Below are 18,187 nucleotides of genomic sequence, written 5' to 3'. Positions count from 1 at the left end.
CGTTTTGTTGCTTGGTAATTCACGCCTTTCGATCTTTCAGAAATGGACTTCGCGGCAAAGCTTCAAGGAGAGAAACCCATGACAAGCACTTCAAACAAACCTGAACTTGCAGCCCCGACCCTGGCGCAAAGCCACAAGGCCGGTATCAACATCACCTCGGCCGCGCACCTTATGATCGACGTGCCACCTTACCCCGGCATGGACGAAGGCGATCTGATCGAGCTGTTTTGGGACAACTGCTATGTCGCCTCCAGCGTGTTGGGGTCCGACCATGACAGCAAAGCCGTGAGCCTGCGGGTGCCGGAAAGCTTCATTGCCAATGGTTCTGCCCGCGTCCATTACAAGGTCATGCAGGTCGGACAAGGGCCAGCGGTATCACCGGCGGCGCGCGTCCAGATCAAACTCGATTGCCCGGGCGGCCTGCCCTCGCCTCTTTACGATGAGGAAAACCAGAGCCTGGCGCCCGTGTTTATCCCCGAGACCATTCGCCGTCAGGGGGTCAATCCGAACCAGATAAAACGCGGCGTCCCGTTGACCATCGAACCGTACCTGAACATGGCTGTCGACGACGAAATCACCCTGCGCTGGGGCGATGTGCGCATGGACCTGCCAAAGCTCAAGGCTTGCGATGTGGGTCAGCCAATTCACGTCTGGGTGCCACCGGCGATCATTGTCGAAGCCGGTGAAGACCTTCGACTGGAAGTGACCTACTGCATCCTCGACCGGGTGGGCAACAACTCGCGCTGGGCACCGGCACGCACACTGAAGATCGGCTGTGCCAATCCCTACCTGAAAGTGCCGCAGAAAGAAGCGCTCATGGCCGCTGAATCCCGGAAGAAGTGAAGCCCCTGCTGTAAACACCGACCTCTGTGGGGAGGGGGCCTTTGTGGCGAGGGGGCTTGCCCCCGTTGGGTCGCGAAGCGGCCCCCGAAACTTGAACGCCCGACGTTGTGTCAGGCAAACCGCATAGACCGGATTTACGACTGCTTCGCAGCCGAACGGGGCGATGCGGCGTTCCGACAAGCCCCCTCGCCACGGGGTTCAGAACAGACCTTCTATGCATATTCCTAAAAGTTAGTTCATTAATTATTTATACACGTTTAGGGTATATAAACCGGACCACCGGACATTCGTGTTTTTCGTTCGCCGCAACCCATGCGGCGTTTTCATGAGATGTGAGGTAGGTATGGTCCGGAACACAATCACCCCAGTGCAAATCGCCAGGGCATTGCGTGCAGCCAAGGAGCGGCACTGATGTCCAGTCTGGCAGATGCAATCGTCCAGAGTGATCTGGACATCGCCCCATTGTTGTTGCCCGCGCAGGTCTTGCGCAACGATGCACAAGCCATCAAGGCGGCCCACGAGCTGGCGCAAGTCGCCCGCCTGCAAGCAGCCAAACGTGACCAGCAACGCAAGTTGCCGTGGTCGGAAATCGAACAGTTCACCCGCAGCGGCCTGGGCAGCATTTCCATTCCGCGTGAGTACGGCGGCCCGCAGGTTTCATTCGTCACCCTGGCCTCGGTGTTCGCGATCATTTCCGCGGCCGACCCGGCACTGGGGCAGATCCCGCAGAACCAGTTCGGGATTCTCAACCTGATACTCGGTGCCGCCACCGAGTCGCAGAAAAAGCAGCTGTTCAAAAGTGTGCTCGAAGGCTGGCGAATCGGTAACGCGGGACCAGAACGCGGGACCAAAAATACCCTGGAGCTCAAGGCGCGGATCACCGCCGATGGCGATGGCTTCGTCATCAACGGGCAGAAGTTCTATTCCACCGGCGCATTGTTCGCCCACTGGGTGGCCGTCAAAGCGCTGAACGACAACGGCAAGCAAGTGCTGGCCTTCGTCCGTCGTGGTACCCCGGGGTTGCGCATCGTTGATGACTGGTCGGGTTTCGGCCAGCGCACCACCGCCAGCGGCACCATTTTGCTCAACAACGTGCGGGTCGACGCCGAGCTGGTGGTGGATAACTGGAAAATCAACGACAGCCCGAATACCCAAGGCGCCGTGTCGCAGCTGATTCAAGCAGCCATCGACGCCGGCATCGCCCGGGGCGCCATCGATGACGCCATAGAATTCGTGCAAAAACGCGCACGGCCGTGGATCGACGCCAAGGTCGAACGGGCCAGCGACGACCTCTACGTGATCGCCGACATCGGCAAGCTGAAAATCGAATTGCACGCCGCCGAAGCACTGCTGCGCAAGGCAGGCCAAGTACTCGACCAGGTCAACGCCGCGCCGCTCACCGCCGAGTCCGCTGCACGCGCCTCGATTGCCGTGGCGGAAGCCAAAGTGCTGACCACCGAGATCTCGCTGCTGGCCAGCGAAAAGCTCTTCGAACTGGCCGGCAGCCGCGCCACCCTCGCCGAATTCAACCTCGACCGCCACTGGCGCAATGCCCGGGTGCACACGCTGCACGACCCGGTGCGCTGGAAGTATCACGCGGTTGGCGCTTACCACCTCAATGGAACCTTGCCTGCGCGGCATTCCTGGATCTGACGACCAGAACCTTTTTGACCAGATCTCTGGAGAAACACATGACTCTTTCTCACCACGTCGCGGTCATCACCAGCGATGAGCAAGCCCTGATCGTCGCCAGTGACCTGGCCGACGATTTCAAACGCGACAGCGCTCTGCGCGACCGCGAACGTCGTTTGCCATACCCGGAACTGGAAGTGTTTTCCCGTTCGGGTCTTTGGGGCATCAGCGTGCCAAAAGAATACGGCGGCGCCGGGGTTTCCAACGTCACCCTGGCCAAGGTCATCGCATTGATCGCCGAGGCCGACGGCTCCCTCGGACAAATCCCGCAGAACCATTTCTATGCCCTTGAAGTGCTGCGCGTGAACGGCACCGACGAGCAGAAAAAACGCCTGTACGCCGAAGTGTTGGCCGGCCAGCGCTTCGGCAATGCACTCGCGGAACTGGGCACAAAAACCGCCCATGATCGCGTCACCAGCCTGACTCGCGATGGCAACGGCTACCGCATCAACGGTCGCAAGTTCTACGCCACCGGCGCCATTTACGCCCAGCGCATCCCCACGTCGGTGGTGGACGAAAACGGTGTGCAGCAACTGGCGTTCGTCCCGCGCAACAGCAAAGGCCTGACGGTGATCGACGACTGGAGCGGTTTCGGCCAGCGCACCACCGGCAGCGGTTCGGTGGTGTTCGAGGATGTCTACGTCGCCGCCGAGGATGTGATCCCGTTTCAAAGCGCTTTCGAGCGCCCGACCACCGTGGGCCCGCTGGCGCAGATTCTCCACGCCGCCATCGACACTGGCATCGCCCGCGCCGCTTACGAAGATGCACTGCATTTTGTGCGCACCAAGACCCGGCCGTGGATCGACGCCACTCATGAAAAAGCCACCGAAGACCCGCTGACCATCAAGAGCTTCGGCCACTTGAGTATTCGTCTGCACGCCACCGAGGCCTTGCTGGAACGTTCCGGCGAATTCCTCGACCAGGCCCAGGCCGACACCAATGCCGAGACCGTCGCCGCCGCGTCGATTGCGGTTGCCGAAGCCCGCGCCATCAGCACCGAAATCTCCCTCGCCGCCGGCAGCACGCTGTTCGAACTGGCCGGCAGCCAGGCGACGCTGGTCGAACACGGCCTGGATCGCCACTGGCGCAACGCCCGGGTGCACACCCTGCACGACCCGGTGCGCTGGAAGTATCACGCGGTGGGCAATTACTACCTCAACGATGAAAACCCGCCATTGCGGGGGACCATCTGATGGCCGACGCCAAAAAGAAAATCCTGCTCAACGCGTTCAACATGAACTGCATCGGGCACATCAACCATGGCCTGTGGACCCATCCACGGGACACGTCGACCCAATACAAAACCATCGAATACTGGACTGAACTGGCTCAGTTGCTGGAACGCGGACTGTTCGACGGTTTGTTCATCGCCGACATCGTCGGCGTGTACGACGTCTATCAAAACTCGGTGGACGTGCCGCTCAAAGAGTCGATCCAGTTACCGGTCAATGACCCGTTGCTGCTGGTCTCGGCCATGGCCGCGGTCACCAGAAACCTCGGCTTCGGCCTGACCGCCAACCTGACCTACGAGCCGCCGTATCTGTTCGCCCGGCGCATGTCGACGCTTGATCATTTGAGCCGTGGGCGGGTCGGCTGGAACATCGTCACCGGCTATCTGGACAGCGCCGCCAAGGCCATGGGCCTGAGCGAACAGGTGGAACACGACCGCCGCTACGACCAGGCCGACGAGTACCTGCAAGTGCTCTACAAACTCTGGGAAGGCAGCTGGGAAAACGGCGCGGTGCTCAACGACCGTGAGCAACGGATCTACGCCCAGCCAGACAAAGTGCACAAGGTCGAGCACAAGGGCGAGTTCTATCAGGTCGAGGGCTATCACCTCTGCGAACCGTCGCCGCAACGCACGCCGGTGTTGTTCCAGGCCGGCAGTTCCGATCGCGGTTTGTTGTTCGCCGGGCGCCACGCCGAGTGCGTGTTCATCAGCGGTCAGAACAAACCGGCGACCCGAGTTCAAGTGGACAAGGTGCGCGCCAGCGCCGTCGAGGCCGGGCGCAATCCCTGGGACATCAAGGTGTTCATGGGCTTGAACGTGATTGTCGGTGAGACAGAAGAGCTGGCCTGGGCCAAGCATGCCGAGTACCTGAGCTACGCCAGTGCCGAGGCCGGCGTGGCGCATTTCTCGGCGTCCACCGGGATCGATTTTTCCGAGTACGAACTCGACGAACCGATCCAGTACGTGAAGAGCAACGCCATCCAGTCCGCCACCAAGAACCTGCAAAACAACGATTGGACCCGCCGCAAATTGCTGGAACAACACGCCCTCGGTGGCCGCTACATCACCGTGGTCGGCTCGCCGCAGCAGGTGGCGGATGAGCTGGAATCGTGGATCGCCGAAACCGGCCTGGACGGCTTCAACCTGACAAGGATCGTCACCCCGGAAAGCTATGTGGACTTCATTGAACTGGTGATCCCGGAGTTGCAGCGCAGAGGGTCGTACAAGACTGCTTACGACAACGGCAGCCTGCGGGAAAAGCTGTTTCACGAAGGGGCGCATTTACCTGAGCAACATACGGGCTCCGCGTTCCGGCGCTAAAAGCTTCGCGGGCAAGCCTCGCTCCTACAGGGGATCTGCGGTGCTCACAACCCCCCTGTAGGAGCGAGGCTTGCCCGCGAAGAGGCCCGCCCAAACACCAAAAATTCATGCACTGACTGGAAACCCCATCATGAAAAAGACCTACCTCTCCCACCCAGTCAAAGCACTGGCCCTGGCCCTCGGCCTCTTCAGTTCCGTCACCTTCGCCGCCGACGCACCGCTGAAGGTCGGCACTACCGCCGCCTTCGCCATTCCCCTGGAAGCGGCAGTAGAAGAAGCCAACAAACAAGGCCTGAAAGTCGAACTGGTGGAGTTCAGCGACTGGATCGCCCCCAACGTCAGCCTCGCCTCGGGCGACATCGACGTGAACTACTTCCAGCACATCCCGTTCCTGGAAAACGCCAAGGCCGCCGCCGGTTTTGACCTGGTGCCGTTCGCCCCGGGGATCATCAACAATGTCGGCCTCTATTCGAAAAAATACAAAAGCTTCGACGAGTTACCCGAAGGCGCCAGCGTGGCCATTGCCAACGACCCGATCAACAGCGGTCGCGGCCTGCAACTGCTGGCCAAGGCCGGGCTGATCACCCTCAAACCGGGTGTCGGCTACAAGGCCACCGAAGAAGACATCATCGCCAACCCGAAGAAAATCAAAATCCTTCAGGTCGAGGCCGTGCAACTGGTGCGCGCCTACGACGACGCCGATCTGGTCCAGGGCTACCCGGCCTACATCCGTCTGTCGAAGACCTTCGATGCCAGCTCCGCCCTGCTATTCGATGGCCTCGATCACAAGGAATACGTGATCCAGTTCGTGATCCAGCCGAAAAGCAAAACCGACCCGCGGCTGATCAAGTTCGTCGATATCTACCAGCATTCGCCAGCCGTTCGTGCAGCGCTGGATAAAGCCCACGGCAAGCTCTATCAAGCTGGCTGGGAAAGCTGAGTATGACGGCCGCGATCCAACGGCGACTGGAACTTCCAGAGCCACATAACGCCACACAAACCGAACTGCACCCAGACCTCAATCGAGCCCACGTGCGCTTCATCGGTCTGGGCAAAACCTACAACGGTCAGCAAGGTCCGGTGGCGGCCTTGCGCGGCATCGATCTGGCGATCCAGCGCGGTGAAGTGTTCGGCATCATCGGCCGCAGCGGCGCCGGCAAGTCGTCGCTGATCCGCACCATCAATCGCCTCGAACAGCCAAGCAGCGGGCGAGTGCTGATCGATCAGGTGGACATCGGCGAGTTCGATGAAGACCGCTTGGTGGCGCTGCGGCGGCGGATCGGCATGATCTTTCAGCACTTCAATCTGATGTCGGCCAAGACGGTTTGGCAGAACGTCGAATTGCCGCTGAAAGTCGCCGGCGTGCCCAAGGAGCAGCGCGAGCAGAAAGTTCGCGAACTGCTGGAACTGGTGGGCCTGCAAGAGAAACACAAAGCCTACCCGGCGCAGCTGTCCGGCGGGCAGAAACAGCGCGTCGGCATCGCCCGCGCGCTGGTGCATGACCCGGAAATTCTGCTGTGCGACGAGGCGACTTCGGCCCTCGATCCAGAGACCACGCAATCGATCCTCGGCCTGCTGCGCGAGATCAATCAACGGCTGGGTTTGACCATCGTGCTGATCACCCACGAGATGGCGGTGATCCGCGATATCTGTGATCGGGTCGTGGTGCTGGAACACGGGCGAATCGTCGAACAAGGGCCGGTCTGGGAAGTCTTTGGCAACCCGCAACATGAGGTCAGCAAGACCTTGCTGGCGCCATTGCAACACGGGCTACCGGAAGAACTGCAAAGCCGCTTGCGAGCGCAGCCGCAGTCTTCGGACGCCGCCGTGGTGTTGCGTTTGCAATTCACCGGTAGTGCGAGTGACGAACCAGACCTGGCGGCGCTGTTCAGCGCCCTCGGTGGCCGCGTGCGCTTGATGCAAGGGGGCGTGGAACGGATTCAGGGGCATGCGCTCGGGCAATTGCTGCTGGCGGTGACCGGCTCGTCCCTGGGCGCCGAGGAATTGCGTCAGCGCGCCGGCAACTGGGCGCAACAGGTGGAGGTGCTGGGTTATGTGGTTTGATCGGTTGCTTCAGGGTTTTATCGACACGTTTTTGATGGTCGGCGTGTCGTCATTGATTGCGCTGCTGGCGGGCATTCCGTTGGCGGTGATTCTGGTCACCAGCACCAAAGGCGGGATCTACGAAGCACCGGCGCTGAATCGCGCGTTGGGCGCGTTCGTGAACCTGTTCCGCTCGATTCCGTTTTTGATTTTGATGGTGGCGCTGATTCCGTTTACCCGGCTGATTGTCGGTACCACGTACGGTGTTTGGGCAGCCGTGGTGCCACTGACCATTGCGGCCACGCCGTTCTTTGCGCGCATTGCCGAGGTCAGTTTGCGCGAGGTCGACCATGGGTTGATTGAAGCGGCGCAGGCGATGGGCTGCCGACGCTGGCATATCGTCTGGCATGTGTTGTTGCCTGAAGCACTGCCGGGGATTGTCGGTGGATTCACGATTACGTTGGTGACCATGATCAACTCCTCGGCCATGGCCGGGGCGATTGGGGCCGGTGGGTTGGGGGACATCGCTTATCGGTATGGGTATCAGCGGTTTGATAGCCAGATCATGCTGACGGTGATTGTGCTGCTGGTGGTGTTGGTGGCGGTGATTCAGTTGGGTGGGGATCGGTTGGCTCGGGGGTTGAATAAGCGTTAAGCCGCTACCTCCCTCCGAGGGGAAACACCGACAGCAAAGTGAGCAACAGTTGGATGAAAAATGGGGTCTGCTTGACGGTGGACCCATTGAGCTTCCATTCCAAACTCCTTCAAAGCTATTTGTGTGCCTTTACCTATGGGGGTCATATTGAGAAACACATACGACATCTCCGGCGATAACGTTTGGAGTTCCGCCGTCGCTTCTAATGTTTGCTTATTCATCACGAACTGACTCTCTACAACCGAAGGTAAAACCCCATAAAACCCCATCTTTCTGGAGACCAGTTCATACTGATGACTGACTACTTGACTCGCGAAATAGTCCTTGGTCTTACTTACCTTAAAGTTAGACTGAAGCTTCCATGCTTCAGGTAAGAAAACATTCGAAAACTCGTCTACACCATTCCAGTGCTTAGAGGTGATTTTATAGGGATTCATAGGATCCTGAACGTGTTCAAACATCGTAGTAACGATTATGGGACCGGTACCGGCTTGAAGCCGTAACTTAGTAAATCGCTCATAAATTCCTGGATCATAGTAGGACCTTGTCGAAGTGGGCGCATAAAAGCCCCAAGCACGGCCTAAGTCCTGCTCCTGATCACCCCAAAGCACTCCCTGCCTGGCATCCAGTGTTTCTGTGTTGACACTAGTATTCTGATTAAATGAATTCAAATCTGGATATCCCGAATACTCATCGGCTCGAAGAATCTGATCTATATTTATATCCAGATGCAAGGCGGCTATGTGTTCACCTAACAGTCCATCCTTGTCAACATAGGTGACCGGGTTTGAATTTACGAAAGCGTAGACATTTAAACCGTCGAATACCTTCAACGGGTCTGGATTAATCCAACGCTGCAGCCACGGTGCGTAATACCGATACCCATAAAAATAAAGCCCTGTCGCATCCCGCTCTTTCCCCGAGTACCGAACCGTCTTGTACTTCGTGACCAACGCACTTTCCCCCGCCCAACACGCCGTGCCGCCAAACGGGTAATAGTGCTCCTGCGTCAGCACACCGGCCGCATCATCCAGTTCCAACGCGCTGGACCCGAGGTGGTCGCCGAAGCCGTAGCGCAGTTGATCGTGATAAGCAGCTGCGGGCCAGTGCAACGCCCGAACGCTGTCGCGCCCGGCTTCGAGGCTGATGACATGGTGTTCCTCGCCATCAGCCTGTCGGTGGATTTCCAGACCGGGGAGGTAGCGCACTTCGGTGCGCAGGGTTCGACGATGGGTCTGGCTGACATGCACCTTGCGCAGCCGATGACCGGGGCGGTCGTAGGCATAACACTCGTAGTCGTCGGGCTCGCCGTCACGCTTGACCAATGTGACGCGGCTCAACTGATTGCGAATGTCCCAGAGCACGGCTTGCCCGCGTTGCAGTTCCAATTGATTGCCGCACGCATCGAAGCCCGAAGCGGTTTCAGGCTCACCTGGTAATGAACCATCGGCCCGTTGAGCCAGGCTTCGGTTACTGCTGGCAGAGGTAAACATTGAAAACCCGGGCGCGTCGCTGTGGTGGCGGGTGATCAGATTGCCCGCCGGGTCGTAATCGAAGCGCTGGGTGTAGTTGCGTCGCTGAGTAGGGTCCAGTGGTGTGGGGAGCAATGCCGGCAACGCAGGGCCATGGCTGGGTGTGCTGACTTCCCAGCCCATGGCTTCGACCAGTTGATACAGGCTGTCATAGCGGTAGCGGTTGATCGGGTAGATGCGCTGGTTATTGAAGAAACTCACGGCCTGGGTCTGGTCTTCCAGCTCGACGATATTGCCCACCGAATCGTAGCGATAGTTCAGGTCCTGCAATGGTTTTTGACTGCCGACCGCTGCCATCAGCCTGATCAATCTACCGTCATCGGCACTGTAGTCGGCACGGCTCACCACCCCATTGCCGGCGGTTTCGCTTTCGATCTGGTCATGGGCGTTGTACTGGATGTCGCTGATCAGCCGTTGCGGTTGTTGGCCATCCCCGGCCGATTGGAGACAGGCCTCACGCAGCTTGCCTGCCACGTCGTAACCGAAACTCCGGACGTTGCCCATGGCATCGGTCTGACGCTGAAGCTCACCGGCGGGGTTGAAGGCGTGGCGGGTAATGAACGACTGCTCTTCCAGCAAGGCGTCTCTGGCGTCGATTTCGATTGGCCAGTCCGGCGTTTCAAGCGCAACGAGAAATCGCCTGGCTTCGTTCAATACCGCTCCGGCCAGCCCATAGTCGCTGACGACTTGCGTACCGGCCGGGTCATCATGGCGGATCAGTCGCCCGCACTGGTTGTGTTCGGCGAATGCCGGGGTGGAACCGCCGTAGGTCAACCGTTCCACCACGCGGGACAATTCTCCTGCCGCCTGTTCCGTGACCATGATTGGGCGTTGTTGATCGTCATAGTCGGTGTGGTACTGACTGCCTCTGCCATCCCAGAACGAACGCAGCGAGCCGGTTTGATCCAGCAAGCTCAATTGCCAACCGGCATCGACGCTCTCCGTCAGCAACGGCTGACCACTCAAGCCGTGGATCGTGGCCAGGTTCGGCCTTGGCGCCATTCCCCACAATCGTGGGTCCCATGATTCAATCATCCGCCCTGCTGCATCGTAAATCTGCCGAGTGATGCGCGACTCGATGACTGGCTTGTCCGGTTGTCGGCAGTAGCCCACGCTGCGGATCGCCAGCGAACGCGGATCCATAACCGACAAGGTCGGTGTGGCAGTGTCGTGGCGAACATTCACGGCATGACGGTCCTTCGCGATGGTCGAGGCAAGACTGAGCCTTTTTTCGCCGGATCGATACTGTAAAAAGTAACAGGTCGGCGTTAGTGATATCGCCTTTGCGGGCAAGCCTCGCTCCTACAGGGGGCGACATAAATCTTGTAGGAGCGAGGCGCCCGCGAATGGCTGCGCAGCAGCCCCCGGCGTCATGGCGTATATTCGGCTAATTCCAATTACCTGCGCAGCCAACCATGAAACAGACTCCCGACGACCTGGAGCAGATCACTTCCACCACCCTGGGTCATTACAACTCGGTGGCCGAGGACTTCCGTGAAGGCACTCGCGATCATGATGTCAGCCAGAACATCGATGCCCTGTTGCGGCATATTCAGGGTGAGGCGCCGTTCAGTATTCTCGACTTTGGCTGTGGCCCTGGCCGTGATCTGAAAACCTTCACCCGCCTGGGCCACAGCGCCGTCGGGCTCGATGGTTCTGAAAAGCTTGCACAGATGGCCCGGGAGGACAGTGGTTGCGAAGTCTGGCAGCAAGACTTTCTGAAGCTCGACCTGCCGGCCGAACGCTTCGACGGGATATTCGCCAATGCGGTGCTGTTTCACATTCCGAGCCAGGAGTTACCTCGGGTGCTGAAGGAACTGCGCGGGGCGTTGAAACCGGGCGGTGTGTTGTTCAGTTCCAATCCTCGTGGCGAGAATCAGGAAGGCTGGAACGGGCCGCGTTATGGGGCTTATTACGATCTTCAGGTGTGGCAGGAAATGCTGGCTGAGGCCGGGTTTGTGGAGCTTGAGCATTACTACCGGCCGGCGGGGCTGCCACGGGAGCAGCAACCTTGGTTGGCGAGTGTTTGGCGTAAGCCTGTGTAGCCTGTCAGGACGCCATCGCGGGCAAGCCCGCTCCCACAGTGATTTCTGGCGTTCACAAAATCCCTGTGGGAGCGGGCTTGCCCGCGATGAGCGCAAAGCGCTCGCCTCACTGCACCTCTTTCTTCGGCTCGCGAACCTTGTACCAGGCCACGTACAGCGCCGGCAAAAACAGCAACGTCAGCAAGGTGGCGATGATGATCCCGCCAATCATCGCGTAGGCCATCGGCCCCCAGAACACTTCCCGGGCAATCGGGATCATCCCCAGGCTCGCTGCCGCCGCCGTCAACAAAATCGGTCGGCGCCGATGTTCCGTGGCCTGGACCACCGCGTCCCACGGCGTGTAGCCGCTCTTCTCGAAAGAGTCGATCTGGGTGACCAGAATCACCGAGTTGCGGATGATGATGCCGATCAGCGCCAGAATCCCCAGGATCGCCACGAAGCCCATCGGCGTGCCCGTCGGAATCAGCGCCAGCACCACGCCGATCAACCCGAGCGGCGCGACGCTGGCCACCAGGAACAGCTTCTGCACGCTGTGCAACTGGATCATCAGGAAGGTCGCCATCAAAAACAGCATCAACGGTACGACCTTGGCAATCGGCCCCTGAGCCTTGCCGCTTTCCTCCACCGTACCGCCAGTAGCGACTTTGTAGCCCACCGGCAAACTGGCGGCGAATTTATCGATATCCGGTTGCAGTTGTTGCACCAGGTCGGTCGGTTGAATCTCGTCGCGCACCGCGGCCTTGATGGTGATAGTGGGTTTGCGATCACGACGCCAGACCAGCGGCTGCTCAAGTTCATAACGCACGGTGGCAAACGCCAGCAGCGGAATCGAGGTGCCGCCGGGGGTAACGATCTGCAAGTTCTGCAAGGTTTCCGGGCTGCCGCGCTCGGCATCTTCGGCGCGACCGACCACGTCGATCAGGTAGATATCGTCATCGACCTGCGTTACCGGCGAACCGACAACGATGCTGTTCATCAGGTTCGCCACATCTTCCGACGACAGCCCCAGTTGCCGCGCCTTGTCCTGGGCGATGTCGATGCGCAGGACTTTGCCCGGCTCGTTCCAGTCGTAAATGATCTCGCCGATGTGCGTGTTCTTATCCAGTTCGGTGGCCAGGGCAATCGCGTGTTTGCGCACCTGATCGATGTCCTTGCCGCTGACCCGGTACTGAATCGGCCGCCCCACCGGCGGGCCCATTTCCAGCGCCTGGACGTAACTGCCGACACCCACGAACTCTTCACGCAGGCGTTTTTGCAGTCGCGCCGTCAGGGCCGTGCGTGACTCCAGGCCTTTGCTGACGATCACCAGTTGCGCGTAATAGGGGTTTTGCAATTGCTGGTCGAGAGGCAGGTAAAAACGGATCGCCCCCTCGCCGATGTAGGTGCTCCAGCGCACGATGTCCGGATCATCCTTGAACGTCGCTTCGAGCTTATCCACAACCATGCGGGTTTCGGCGATCGAAGCGTTTTGCGGCAAGTTCAGGTCGACGAGAATTTCCGGGCGGTCCGAGGACGGGAAGAACTGGTTCTGCACGAACTGCATGGAAAACACCGAGAGCACAAACAGCGCCACGGTGATGCCGATGGCCCACCAGCGATTGCGCATGGCCCAGAGCAGGCCGCCATTGAACGCCCGACCGATGCGCCCTGGCTCTGCGTCATGAGGCTTCACCTTGGCGCTCAAAATATGCACACCGAGCACCGGGGCGAACAGCACGGCGACTATCCACGACACCAGCATGGCCACCGCGATCACCGCGAACAGCGTGAAGGTGTACTCACCAGCGGAGCTGGCGTTCAAGCCGATCGGCACGAAACCGGCGACGGTAACTAACGTGCCGGTGAGCATCGGGAATGCGGTCGAGGTGTAGGCGAAGGTCGCCGCCTGCTCCTTGGTTTCGCCCATTTCCAGGCGCGTGACCATCATCTCCACGGTGATCATCGCGTCGTCCACCAGCAGGCCGAGGGCGATGATCAGCGCACCGAGGGAAATCCGCTGCATGGTGATGCCGCTGTATTCCATGAAGAGGAAGACCATCGCCAGCACCAATGGAATCGAACACGCCACCACCAGCCCGGCGCGCACACCAAGGCTGACGAAGCTGACGATCAGCACGATCACCACGGCTTCGAACAACGCACTGGTGAAACCGCCGACGGCTTCTTCCACCACTACAGCCTGGTCGGAAACGGTGTGTACACCGACGCCCACCGGCAGGTCCGCCGTCAGCTCATCCATGCGCAGATGCAGCGCCTTGCCGAAGTCCTGAATGTTGCCGCCCTTCTTCATGGCGATCGCCAGGCCAATGGCCGGCTGGCCGTTGAAGCGAAACTCCGGGGTCGACGGATCGACGTAGCCACGGCTGATGTTGGCGATGTCGGCCAGTCGGTAGAAGCGATCATTGAGCTTCAGGTTGACGTTGGCCAGGTCTTTCTCAGAGGCAAATTGCCCCGAAGTCCGCACCGAAATCCGCTCCGGACCGGCCTCGATCACCCCGGCCGGGGTCACGGCGTTCTGTGATTGCAGGCTCTGTACCACCTGACGCTGATCGATGCCGAGCGCTGCGAGTTTGCGAGTGGAGAAGTTCAGGTAAAGGACTTCATCCTGCTCGCCGACCATCTCGACCTTGCCCAACCCCGGGACTTCACGGATTTCGGCACGCACCTGCTCCACGTAATCGCGCAACTGGCGCATCGACAAGCCGTCGGCGGTAAAGGCGTACACCGAACCGAACACGTCGCCGAACTCGTCGTTGAAACCCGGCCCTTGCAGGCCCTTCGGGAAGTCACCGCGAATGTCGTTGATCTTCTTGCGCACCTGGTACCAGATTTGCGGGATGTCCTTGGCACTGGTGGTGTCGAGCAGGTTAACGAAGACCGTTGATTCGCCGGGGCGGGTGTAGCTTTTCACGTAGTCGAGCGAGTCGAGTTCTTCGAGTTTTTTCTCGATCCGGTCGGTGACCTGCTTGAGGGTTTCTTCCTGGGTCGCGCCGGGCCAGCGGGTCTGGATCACCATGGTTTTGATGGTGAACGAAGGGTCTTCTTCGCGCCCCAGATTCAGGTACGAGAACACGCCCATCAGCAGCGCGACGAACATCAAATACCAGACAAACGACTGATGCTTGATGGCCCATTCGGATAAGTTGAAACTCCCTTTCATTGCGGGCCGCCCTCGTCGATTTTCACTTTCTGCCCCGGTTTGAGGCTGTTCACACCCGCGCTGACCACCCGCTCGCCAGTCTTCACGCCGTTGGCCAGGACCACCGTGGCATCTGTCCGGCTGATCAGGCTGACCTCCCGTGGCGAAACGGTTTGCGTCTGCGGATCAACGATCCAGATCCGCAGCTTTCCATCGACCTCCTGCAGCGCGCTCACCGGCAGTTCGAGGCGCGGCTTGATCGCGGAACTGAGGGTCACGCTGATCGCCGTACCGAGGCGAAAGCCCGGCGGTGTATCGGTCAGGCTCAGGCGGGCGCGACGGGTGCGGGTCGCACTTTGCGCCTGGGGTTCGATTTCGCGCACGATGGCGGTGCTGGTGATGCTCGGGTCCAGTTGTGAGGTGACCTGGAACACCACGTCGGCTGGCAATTGATCGACCAGGGTATCGGGCAGGTCGATCACCGCTTCCTTGATGTCCGGTTGCGCCAGGGTCACCACTTGCTGGCCGGCCGTCACCACTTGCCCGGCTTCGGCGTTCCACGCGGTGACAATGGCTTTGTGGTCGGTGCGCAGTTCGACGTAGTTGAGTTGGTCCTTCGCCTGATCGACCGCAGCCCTGGCTTGATCGAGGGACGCCTGGGTGGTTTTCAGGTCGGTCTGGGCGATGTCCAGTTGCGCCTGCGCGCCAACCCCGCGATTGAACAGTTCCTGCTGACGCCGAGCGTTGGCCTGAGCGTTGATGAGCTGCGCCTGAACGCGCGCCAGATCACCCTGAGCCGAGCGCAACTGGTTCTGCTGATCGGTGGGGTCGAGGGTGGCGAGCAAGGCGCCCTTATCGACTTCGGCACCGACATCAACGTTACGGCTGGCGATACGTCCCGGCACCCGGAAACCGATATTGCTTTCGTAACGGGCCTGAATGCTGCCGGCAAACCGGCCGAGGTCTTCTTGATTGAGCGCTTTCACTTCCACGGACAACACCGGCCGAACCGGTTCTGGCGGCGCTTCCTCCTTGGAACAGGCGACCAGTAGTGCAGCGGCGGACAACAGCAACAGGCGCTTCATGGCTGGGCTCCTGTCATTGGCGTCTTATAGGTGTTTTCGACGATCTCCACCCTCACGCCCGGATGCAGTAATTGACCGCCTGCGGTGACAACTTTTTCGCCACCGTTGAGGCCAGCGCTGACAATGACTTTGCCGGTCAGGTAACGGCCGACGGTGACCGTGTGCAGCTGCGCCTTGCCCTCGGCGTCCACCAGCCACACGGCCGGGTCACTGAGGTTTTTGGTCAGGGCCGACCAAGGCAACTCCACTGCGATTTTACCGACTGGTTTGGCGGTGGCGCTCACCACCGACCCGAGTTGCATGCCCTCGGGGAGACGGTCGAGGCTGACTTTGACTTGCACTGTGCCGGTCTGCGCCGAGACTGCCGGCGTGACTTCCCGAACGGTGCCCGTGGTCTTGATTTTCGGGTTGTCGAGCAGGCTGACCACAATCGATCTATCCGACGGCGGCTCGGCCAGCAGCGACTCATACACGTTGAACACCGCGTCACGCTCGCCGTCCCGGGCCAGGCTGAAAATCGGCACCGTGGCCTGCACCACCTGGCCAACTTCGGCCTGGCGCGCGGTAATCACCCCAGGCGCATCGGCAATCAGCGCGGTGTAGCTCAGTTGATCACGGGCGTTGGCCAATTGCGCTTGAGCGGCGCTCAGCGCGCTCTGACTGCTGCGCAAGGCGGCTTGAGCGGAGTCGTATTCGCTCTGGCTGGTGTAGCCCTTGGGCAGGAGTTTTTGTTGGCGAACGAAGGCCGCAGCGGTTTGTTTGACCCGGGCCTGTTCGGCAACCACTTGGGCCTGGGCTGAGTCGACATTGGTTTGCAGGTCCTTGGGATCGAGCTTGGCCAGCACTTGTTTGGCCGAAACCCGATCACCGACGTCGACCATACGCTGGATGATCTTGCCGCCCACGCGGAACGACAGTTCGGTTTGTACTCGCGCCTGGACGTCGCCGGTGAGTGTCACTGCGGCGGCGTAATCCGATGGCTTGACCTCTTGCACGAAGACTCGCGGGCGGTCCTTCTCGACAGGCTTTTTATCGCCACAGGCGGTCAGCAAGGCGATGAGGCTCAGGCCAACCATTAATTTCAATCCGGGACCCGCCATGCAGACTCCTTTGCGTTGTACGAACGTGCCAGTGACGATACGACTGTGAGCTTAGAACAGGGTTCAACAGGTGCACGGGGTTGCTGCACACCTTGTGGCTTGGGGCTTACCTGTGGCGAGGGGGCTTGCCCCCGTTCGGCTGCGCAGCAGACGCAAAATCTGCTATCTCGTTTTGCCTGACACGCCTCATTGAATGGCTTTGGGGCCGCTTCGCAGCCCAGCGCGAGCAAGCTCGCTCGCCACAGGGATCATTGTGTTGCCGACAATAAGGCAGAATGACGAACCATGCAGCAGGAAGCTACCCATGCTCAAAACCCTAGCGGTGGCCAATTACCGCTCGATCAATAAATTGGTGATTCCGCTTGGCCGGTTGAACCTGATCACCGGCCCCAATGGCAGCGGCAAATCCAACCTCTACCGCGCCTTGCGCCTGCTGGCGGAAACCGCTCAAGGTGGCGTGGTCAATGCGTTGGCCCGCGAGGGTGGACTGGATTCGACGTTCTGGGCCGGGCCGGAAAACATCAGCCGGCGTATGCGTAACGGCGAAGTGCCGATCGAGGCGACCGTGCGACACGGCGTCAAACGCCTGCGCCTGGGGTTTGCCGGTGAAGATTTCAGCTACTCGATCGCATTGGGCCTTCCGGAGCCGAGTCTGTCGGAGTTCTCCCTAGACCCGGAAATCAAAAAGGAATGCATCTGGTCCGGGCCGTTCTATCGCCCGGCCAGCCTGCTGGTGGATCGCGACGGCCCGATGATTCGCGCTCGGGTCGGTCGCGGCTGGGAAGTACTGGCCCAGCATACGCCGAACTTCGACAGCCTGTTCGATCAGGTCGGCAGTTTTCGCACCTCGCCGGAGGTCATGCAATTGCGTGAGTTCATCCGCCGCTGGCGCTTCTACGATCACTTTCGCAGCGACGCCGACGCACCAGTGCGCCAACCGCAACTGGGCACCCGCACGCCCGTGTTGCACCACGACGGTCGCGACCTCGCCGCAGCGTTACAGACCATCCGCGAAATCGGCGATCCTGAAGCCTTGCAGGCGGCGATCAGCGATGCATTCCCCGGCGCAACATTGAATATCGCACCGCTGCCGGGCGGACGGTTTGCGATCGAGTTTTATCAGGAAGGATTGTTGCGACCGTTATCCGCCGCCGAGTTGTCGGACGGGACGTTGCGCTATCTACTGCTGGTCGCGGCGTTGCTGACCCCTCGACCGCCGACGTTGATGGTGTTGAACGAGCCGGAAACCAGTCTGCATCCAGACCTGCTGCCGGCGTTGGCGCGGTTGATTATTCGAGCGTCCGAGCATTGTCAGGTGTGGGTGGTGTCCCATGCGCGGCGGTTGATCTCGGCGCTGCAGCAAGACCCGGAATGCAATTGCATTGTGCTGGAGAAGAATTTCGGCCAGACCGGGATGGTCGGGCAGCGGATGCTGGATGAGCCGGCGTGGTATTGGCCGGATTAGGTGGTGCCTGATAAACCGCCATCGCGGGCAAGCCCGC

Annotated in this window: 13 protein-coding genes; 9 read left to right on the top strand and 4 right to left on the bottom strand. The window is 60.0% G+C overall.

Annotated elements, in window-relative coordinates:
* Window positions 1–78 precede the first annotated feature (78 nt).
* The 7 genes from AB7M22_RS28215 (at window position 79) to AB7M22_RS28185 (ending at window position 7,784) form a co-directional block, all read left to right on the top strand.
* Window positions 79–843, top strand: coding sequence for a hypothetical protein (locus AB7M22_RS28215; RefSeq protein WP_454188458.1), 765 nt, complete (start codon window positions 79–81; stop codon window positions 841–843).
* A 411-nt stretch (window positions 844–1,254) separates the two neighbouring features.
* The gene (locus tag AB7M22_RS28210) at window positions 1,255–2,496 is read left to right on the top strand and encodes an SfnB family sulfur acquisition oxidoreductase (protein WP_454188457.1); all 1,242 of its coding nucleotides are present in this window, start codon (window positions 1,255–1,257) and stop codon (window positions 2,494–2,496) included.
* Window positions 2,497–2,534: 38 nt separating this feature from the next.
* Window positions 2,535–3,728, top strand: a complete 1,194-nt coding sequence (locus AB7M22_RS28205) for an SfnB family sulfur acquisition oxidoreductase (protein ID WP_454188456.1) — start codon at window positions 2,535–2,537, stop codon at window positions 3,726–3,728.
* Window positions 3,728–5,086, top strand: coding sequence for an LLM class flavin-dependent oxidoreductase (locus tag AB7M22_RS28200; RefSeq protein WP_454188455.1), 1,359 nt, complete (start codon window positions 3,728–3,730; stop codon window positions 5,084–5,086). The genes AB7M22_RS28205 and AB7M22_RS28200 overlap by 1 nt, the downstream gene beginning before the upstream one ends.
* Window positions 5,087–5,216: 130 nt before the next feature.
* Window positions 5,217–6,026 carry a MetQ/NlpA family ABC transporter substrate-binding protein gene (locus AB7M22_RS28195; protein ID WP_123498305.1) on the top strand — a complete coding sequence of 270 codons (810 nt, stop codon included), beginning with the start codon at window positions 5,217–5,219 and terminating at the stop codon, window positions 6,024–6,026.
* A gap of 2 nt (window positions 6,027–6,028) precedes the next feature.
* Window positions 6,029–7,150, top strand: coding sequence for a methionine ABC transporter ATP-binding protein (locus AB7M22_RS28190; RefSeq protein WP_454188454.1), 1,122 nt, complete (start codon window positions 6,029–6,031; stop codon window positions 7,148–7,150).
* Window positions 7,140–7,784 (top strand): methionine ABC transporter permease, encoded by a 645-nt coding sequence (locus tag AB7M22_RS28185; RefSeq protein WP_019581723.1) that lies wholly within the window; start codon window positions 7,140–7,142, stop codon window positions 7,782–7,784. Before AB7M22_RS28190 ends, AB7M22_RS28185 begins: the two co-directional genes overlap by 11 nt.
* Here AB7M22_RS28185 and AB7M22_RS28180 read toward each other — a convergent pair.
* Window positions 7,781–10,501 (bottom strand): RHS repeat domain-containing protein, encoded by a 2,721-nt coding sequence (locus tag AB7M22_RS28180; RefSeq protein ID WP_454188453.1) that lies wholly within the window; start codon window positions 10,499–10,501, stop codon window positions 7,781–7,783. The genes AB7M22_RS28185 and AB7M22_RS28180 overlap by 4 nt on opposite strands.
* A gap of 230 nt (window positions 10,502–10,731) precedes the next feature.
* On the opposite strand from AB7M22_RS28180, the gene AB7M22_RS28175 reads away from it, so the two are divergent.
* Entirely contained in the window at window positions 10,732–11,361 is a 630-nt protein-coding gene (locus AB7M22_RS28175; RefSeq protein WP_454188452.1) for a class I SAM-dependent methyltransferase, read from the top strand.
* A 106-nt stretch (window positions 11,362–11,467) separates the two neighbouring features.
* Here the strand turns inward: AB7M22_RS28175 and AB7M22_RS28170 are convergent, their stop codons facing one another.
* From AB7M22_RS28170 to AB7M22_RS28160, 3 genes are read right to left on the bottom strand one after another with little or no spacing between them, the layout of a single operon-like run.
* Window positions 11,468–14,521, bottom strand: coding sequence for an efflux RND transporter permease subunit (locus AB7M22_RS28170; protein ID WP_454188451.1), 3,054 nt, complete (start codon window positions 14,519–14,521; stop codon window positions 11,468–11,470).
* On the bottom strand, window positions 14,518–15,585 hold the full coding sequence (locus AB7M22_RS28165) for an efflux RND transporter periplasmic adaptor subunit (protein WP_454188450.1): 1,068 nt from the start codon (window positions 15,583–15,585) through the stop codon (window positions 14,518–14,520). The genes AB7M22_RS28170 and AB7M22_RS28165 overlap by 4 nt, the downstream gene beginning before the upstream one ends.
* Window positions 15,582–16,685, bottom strand: coding sequence for an efflux RND transporter periplasmic adaptor subunit (locus tag AB7M22_RS28160; protein WP_454188449.1), 1,104 nt, complete (start codon window positions 16,683–16,685; stop codon window positions 15,582–15,584). Before AB7M22_RS28160 ends, AB7M22_RS28165 begins: the two co-directional genes overlap by 4 nt.
* A gap of 304 nt (window positions 16,686–16,989) precedes the next feature.
* Between AB7M22_RS28160 and AB7M22_RS28155 the strand changes: the two genes are divergently transcribed.
* Window positions 16,990–18,150, top strand: coding sequence for an AAA family ATPase (locus AB7M22_RS28155; protein ID WP_454188448.1), 1,161 nt, complete (start codon window positions 16,990–16,992; stop codon window positions 18,148–18,150).
* Window positions 18,151–18,187: the final 37 nt, after the last annotated feature.

Source organism: Pseudomonas sp. ADAK2 TE3594, from assembly GCF_053628675.1.
Note: the sequence above shows the minus strand (reverse complement) of the source record. Positions and strands in the feature narration are given on the sequence as shown.

Coding starts and splice junctions, on each gene's coding strand:
- AB7M22_RS28215 (WP_454188458.1), top strand. CDS start 79: ATGACAAGCACTTCAAACAAACCTGAACTTGCAGCCCCGACCCTGGCG.
- AB7M22_RS28170 (WP_454188451.1), bottom strand. CDS start 14,521: ATGAAAGGGAGTTTCAACTTATCCGAATGGGCCATCAAGCATCAGTCG.
- AB7M22_RS28200 (WP_454188455.1), top strand. CDS start 3,728: ATGGCCGACGCCAAAAAGAAAATCCTGCTCAACGCGTTCAACATGAAC.
- AB7M22_RS28210 (WP_454188457.1), top strand. CDS start 1,255: ATGTCCAGTCTGGCAGATGCAATCGTCCAGAGTGATCTGGACATCGCC.
- AB7M22_RS28205 (WP_454188456.1), top strand. CDS start 2,535: ATGACTCTTTCTCACCACGTCGCGGTCATCACCAGCGATGAGCAAGCC.
- AB7M22_RS28160 (WP_454188449.1), bottom strand. CDS start 16,685: ATGGCGGGTCCCGGATTGAAATTAATGGTTGGCCTGAGCCTCATCGCC.
- AB7M22_RS28190 (WP_454188454.1), top strand. CDS start 6,029: ATGACGGCCGCGATCCAACGGCGACTGGAACTTCCAGAGCCACATAAC.
- AB7M22_RS28165 (WP_454188450.1), bottom strand. CDS start 15,585: ATGAAGCGCCTGTTGCTGTTGTCCGCCGCTGCACTACTGGTCGCCTGT.
- AB7M22_RS28175 (WP_454188452.1), top strand. CDS start 10,732: ATGAAACAGACTCCCGACGACCTGGAGCAGATCACTTCCACCACCCTG.
- AB7M22_RS28155 (WP_454188448.1), top strand. CDS start 16,990: ATGCTCAAAACCCTAGCGGTGGCCAATTACCGCTCGATCAATAAATTG.
- AB7M22_RS28195 (WP_123498305.1), top strand. CDS start 5,217: ATGAAAAAGACCTACCTCTCCCACCCAGTCAAAGCACTGGCCCTGGCC.
- AB7M22_RS28185 (WP_019581723.1), top strand. CDS start 7,140: ATGTGGTTTGATCGGTTGCTTCAGGGTTTTATCGACACGTTTTTGATG.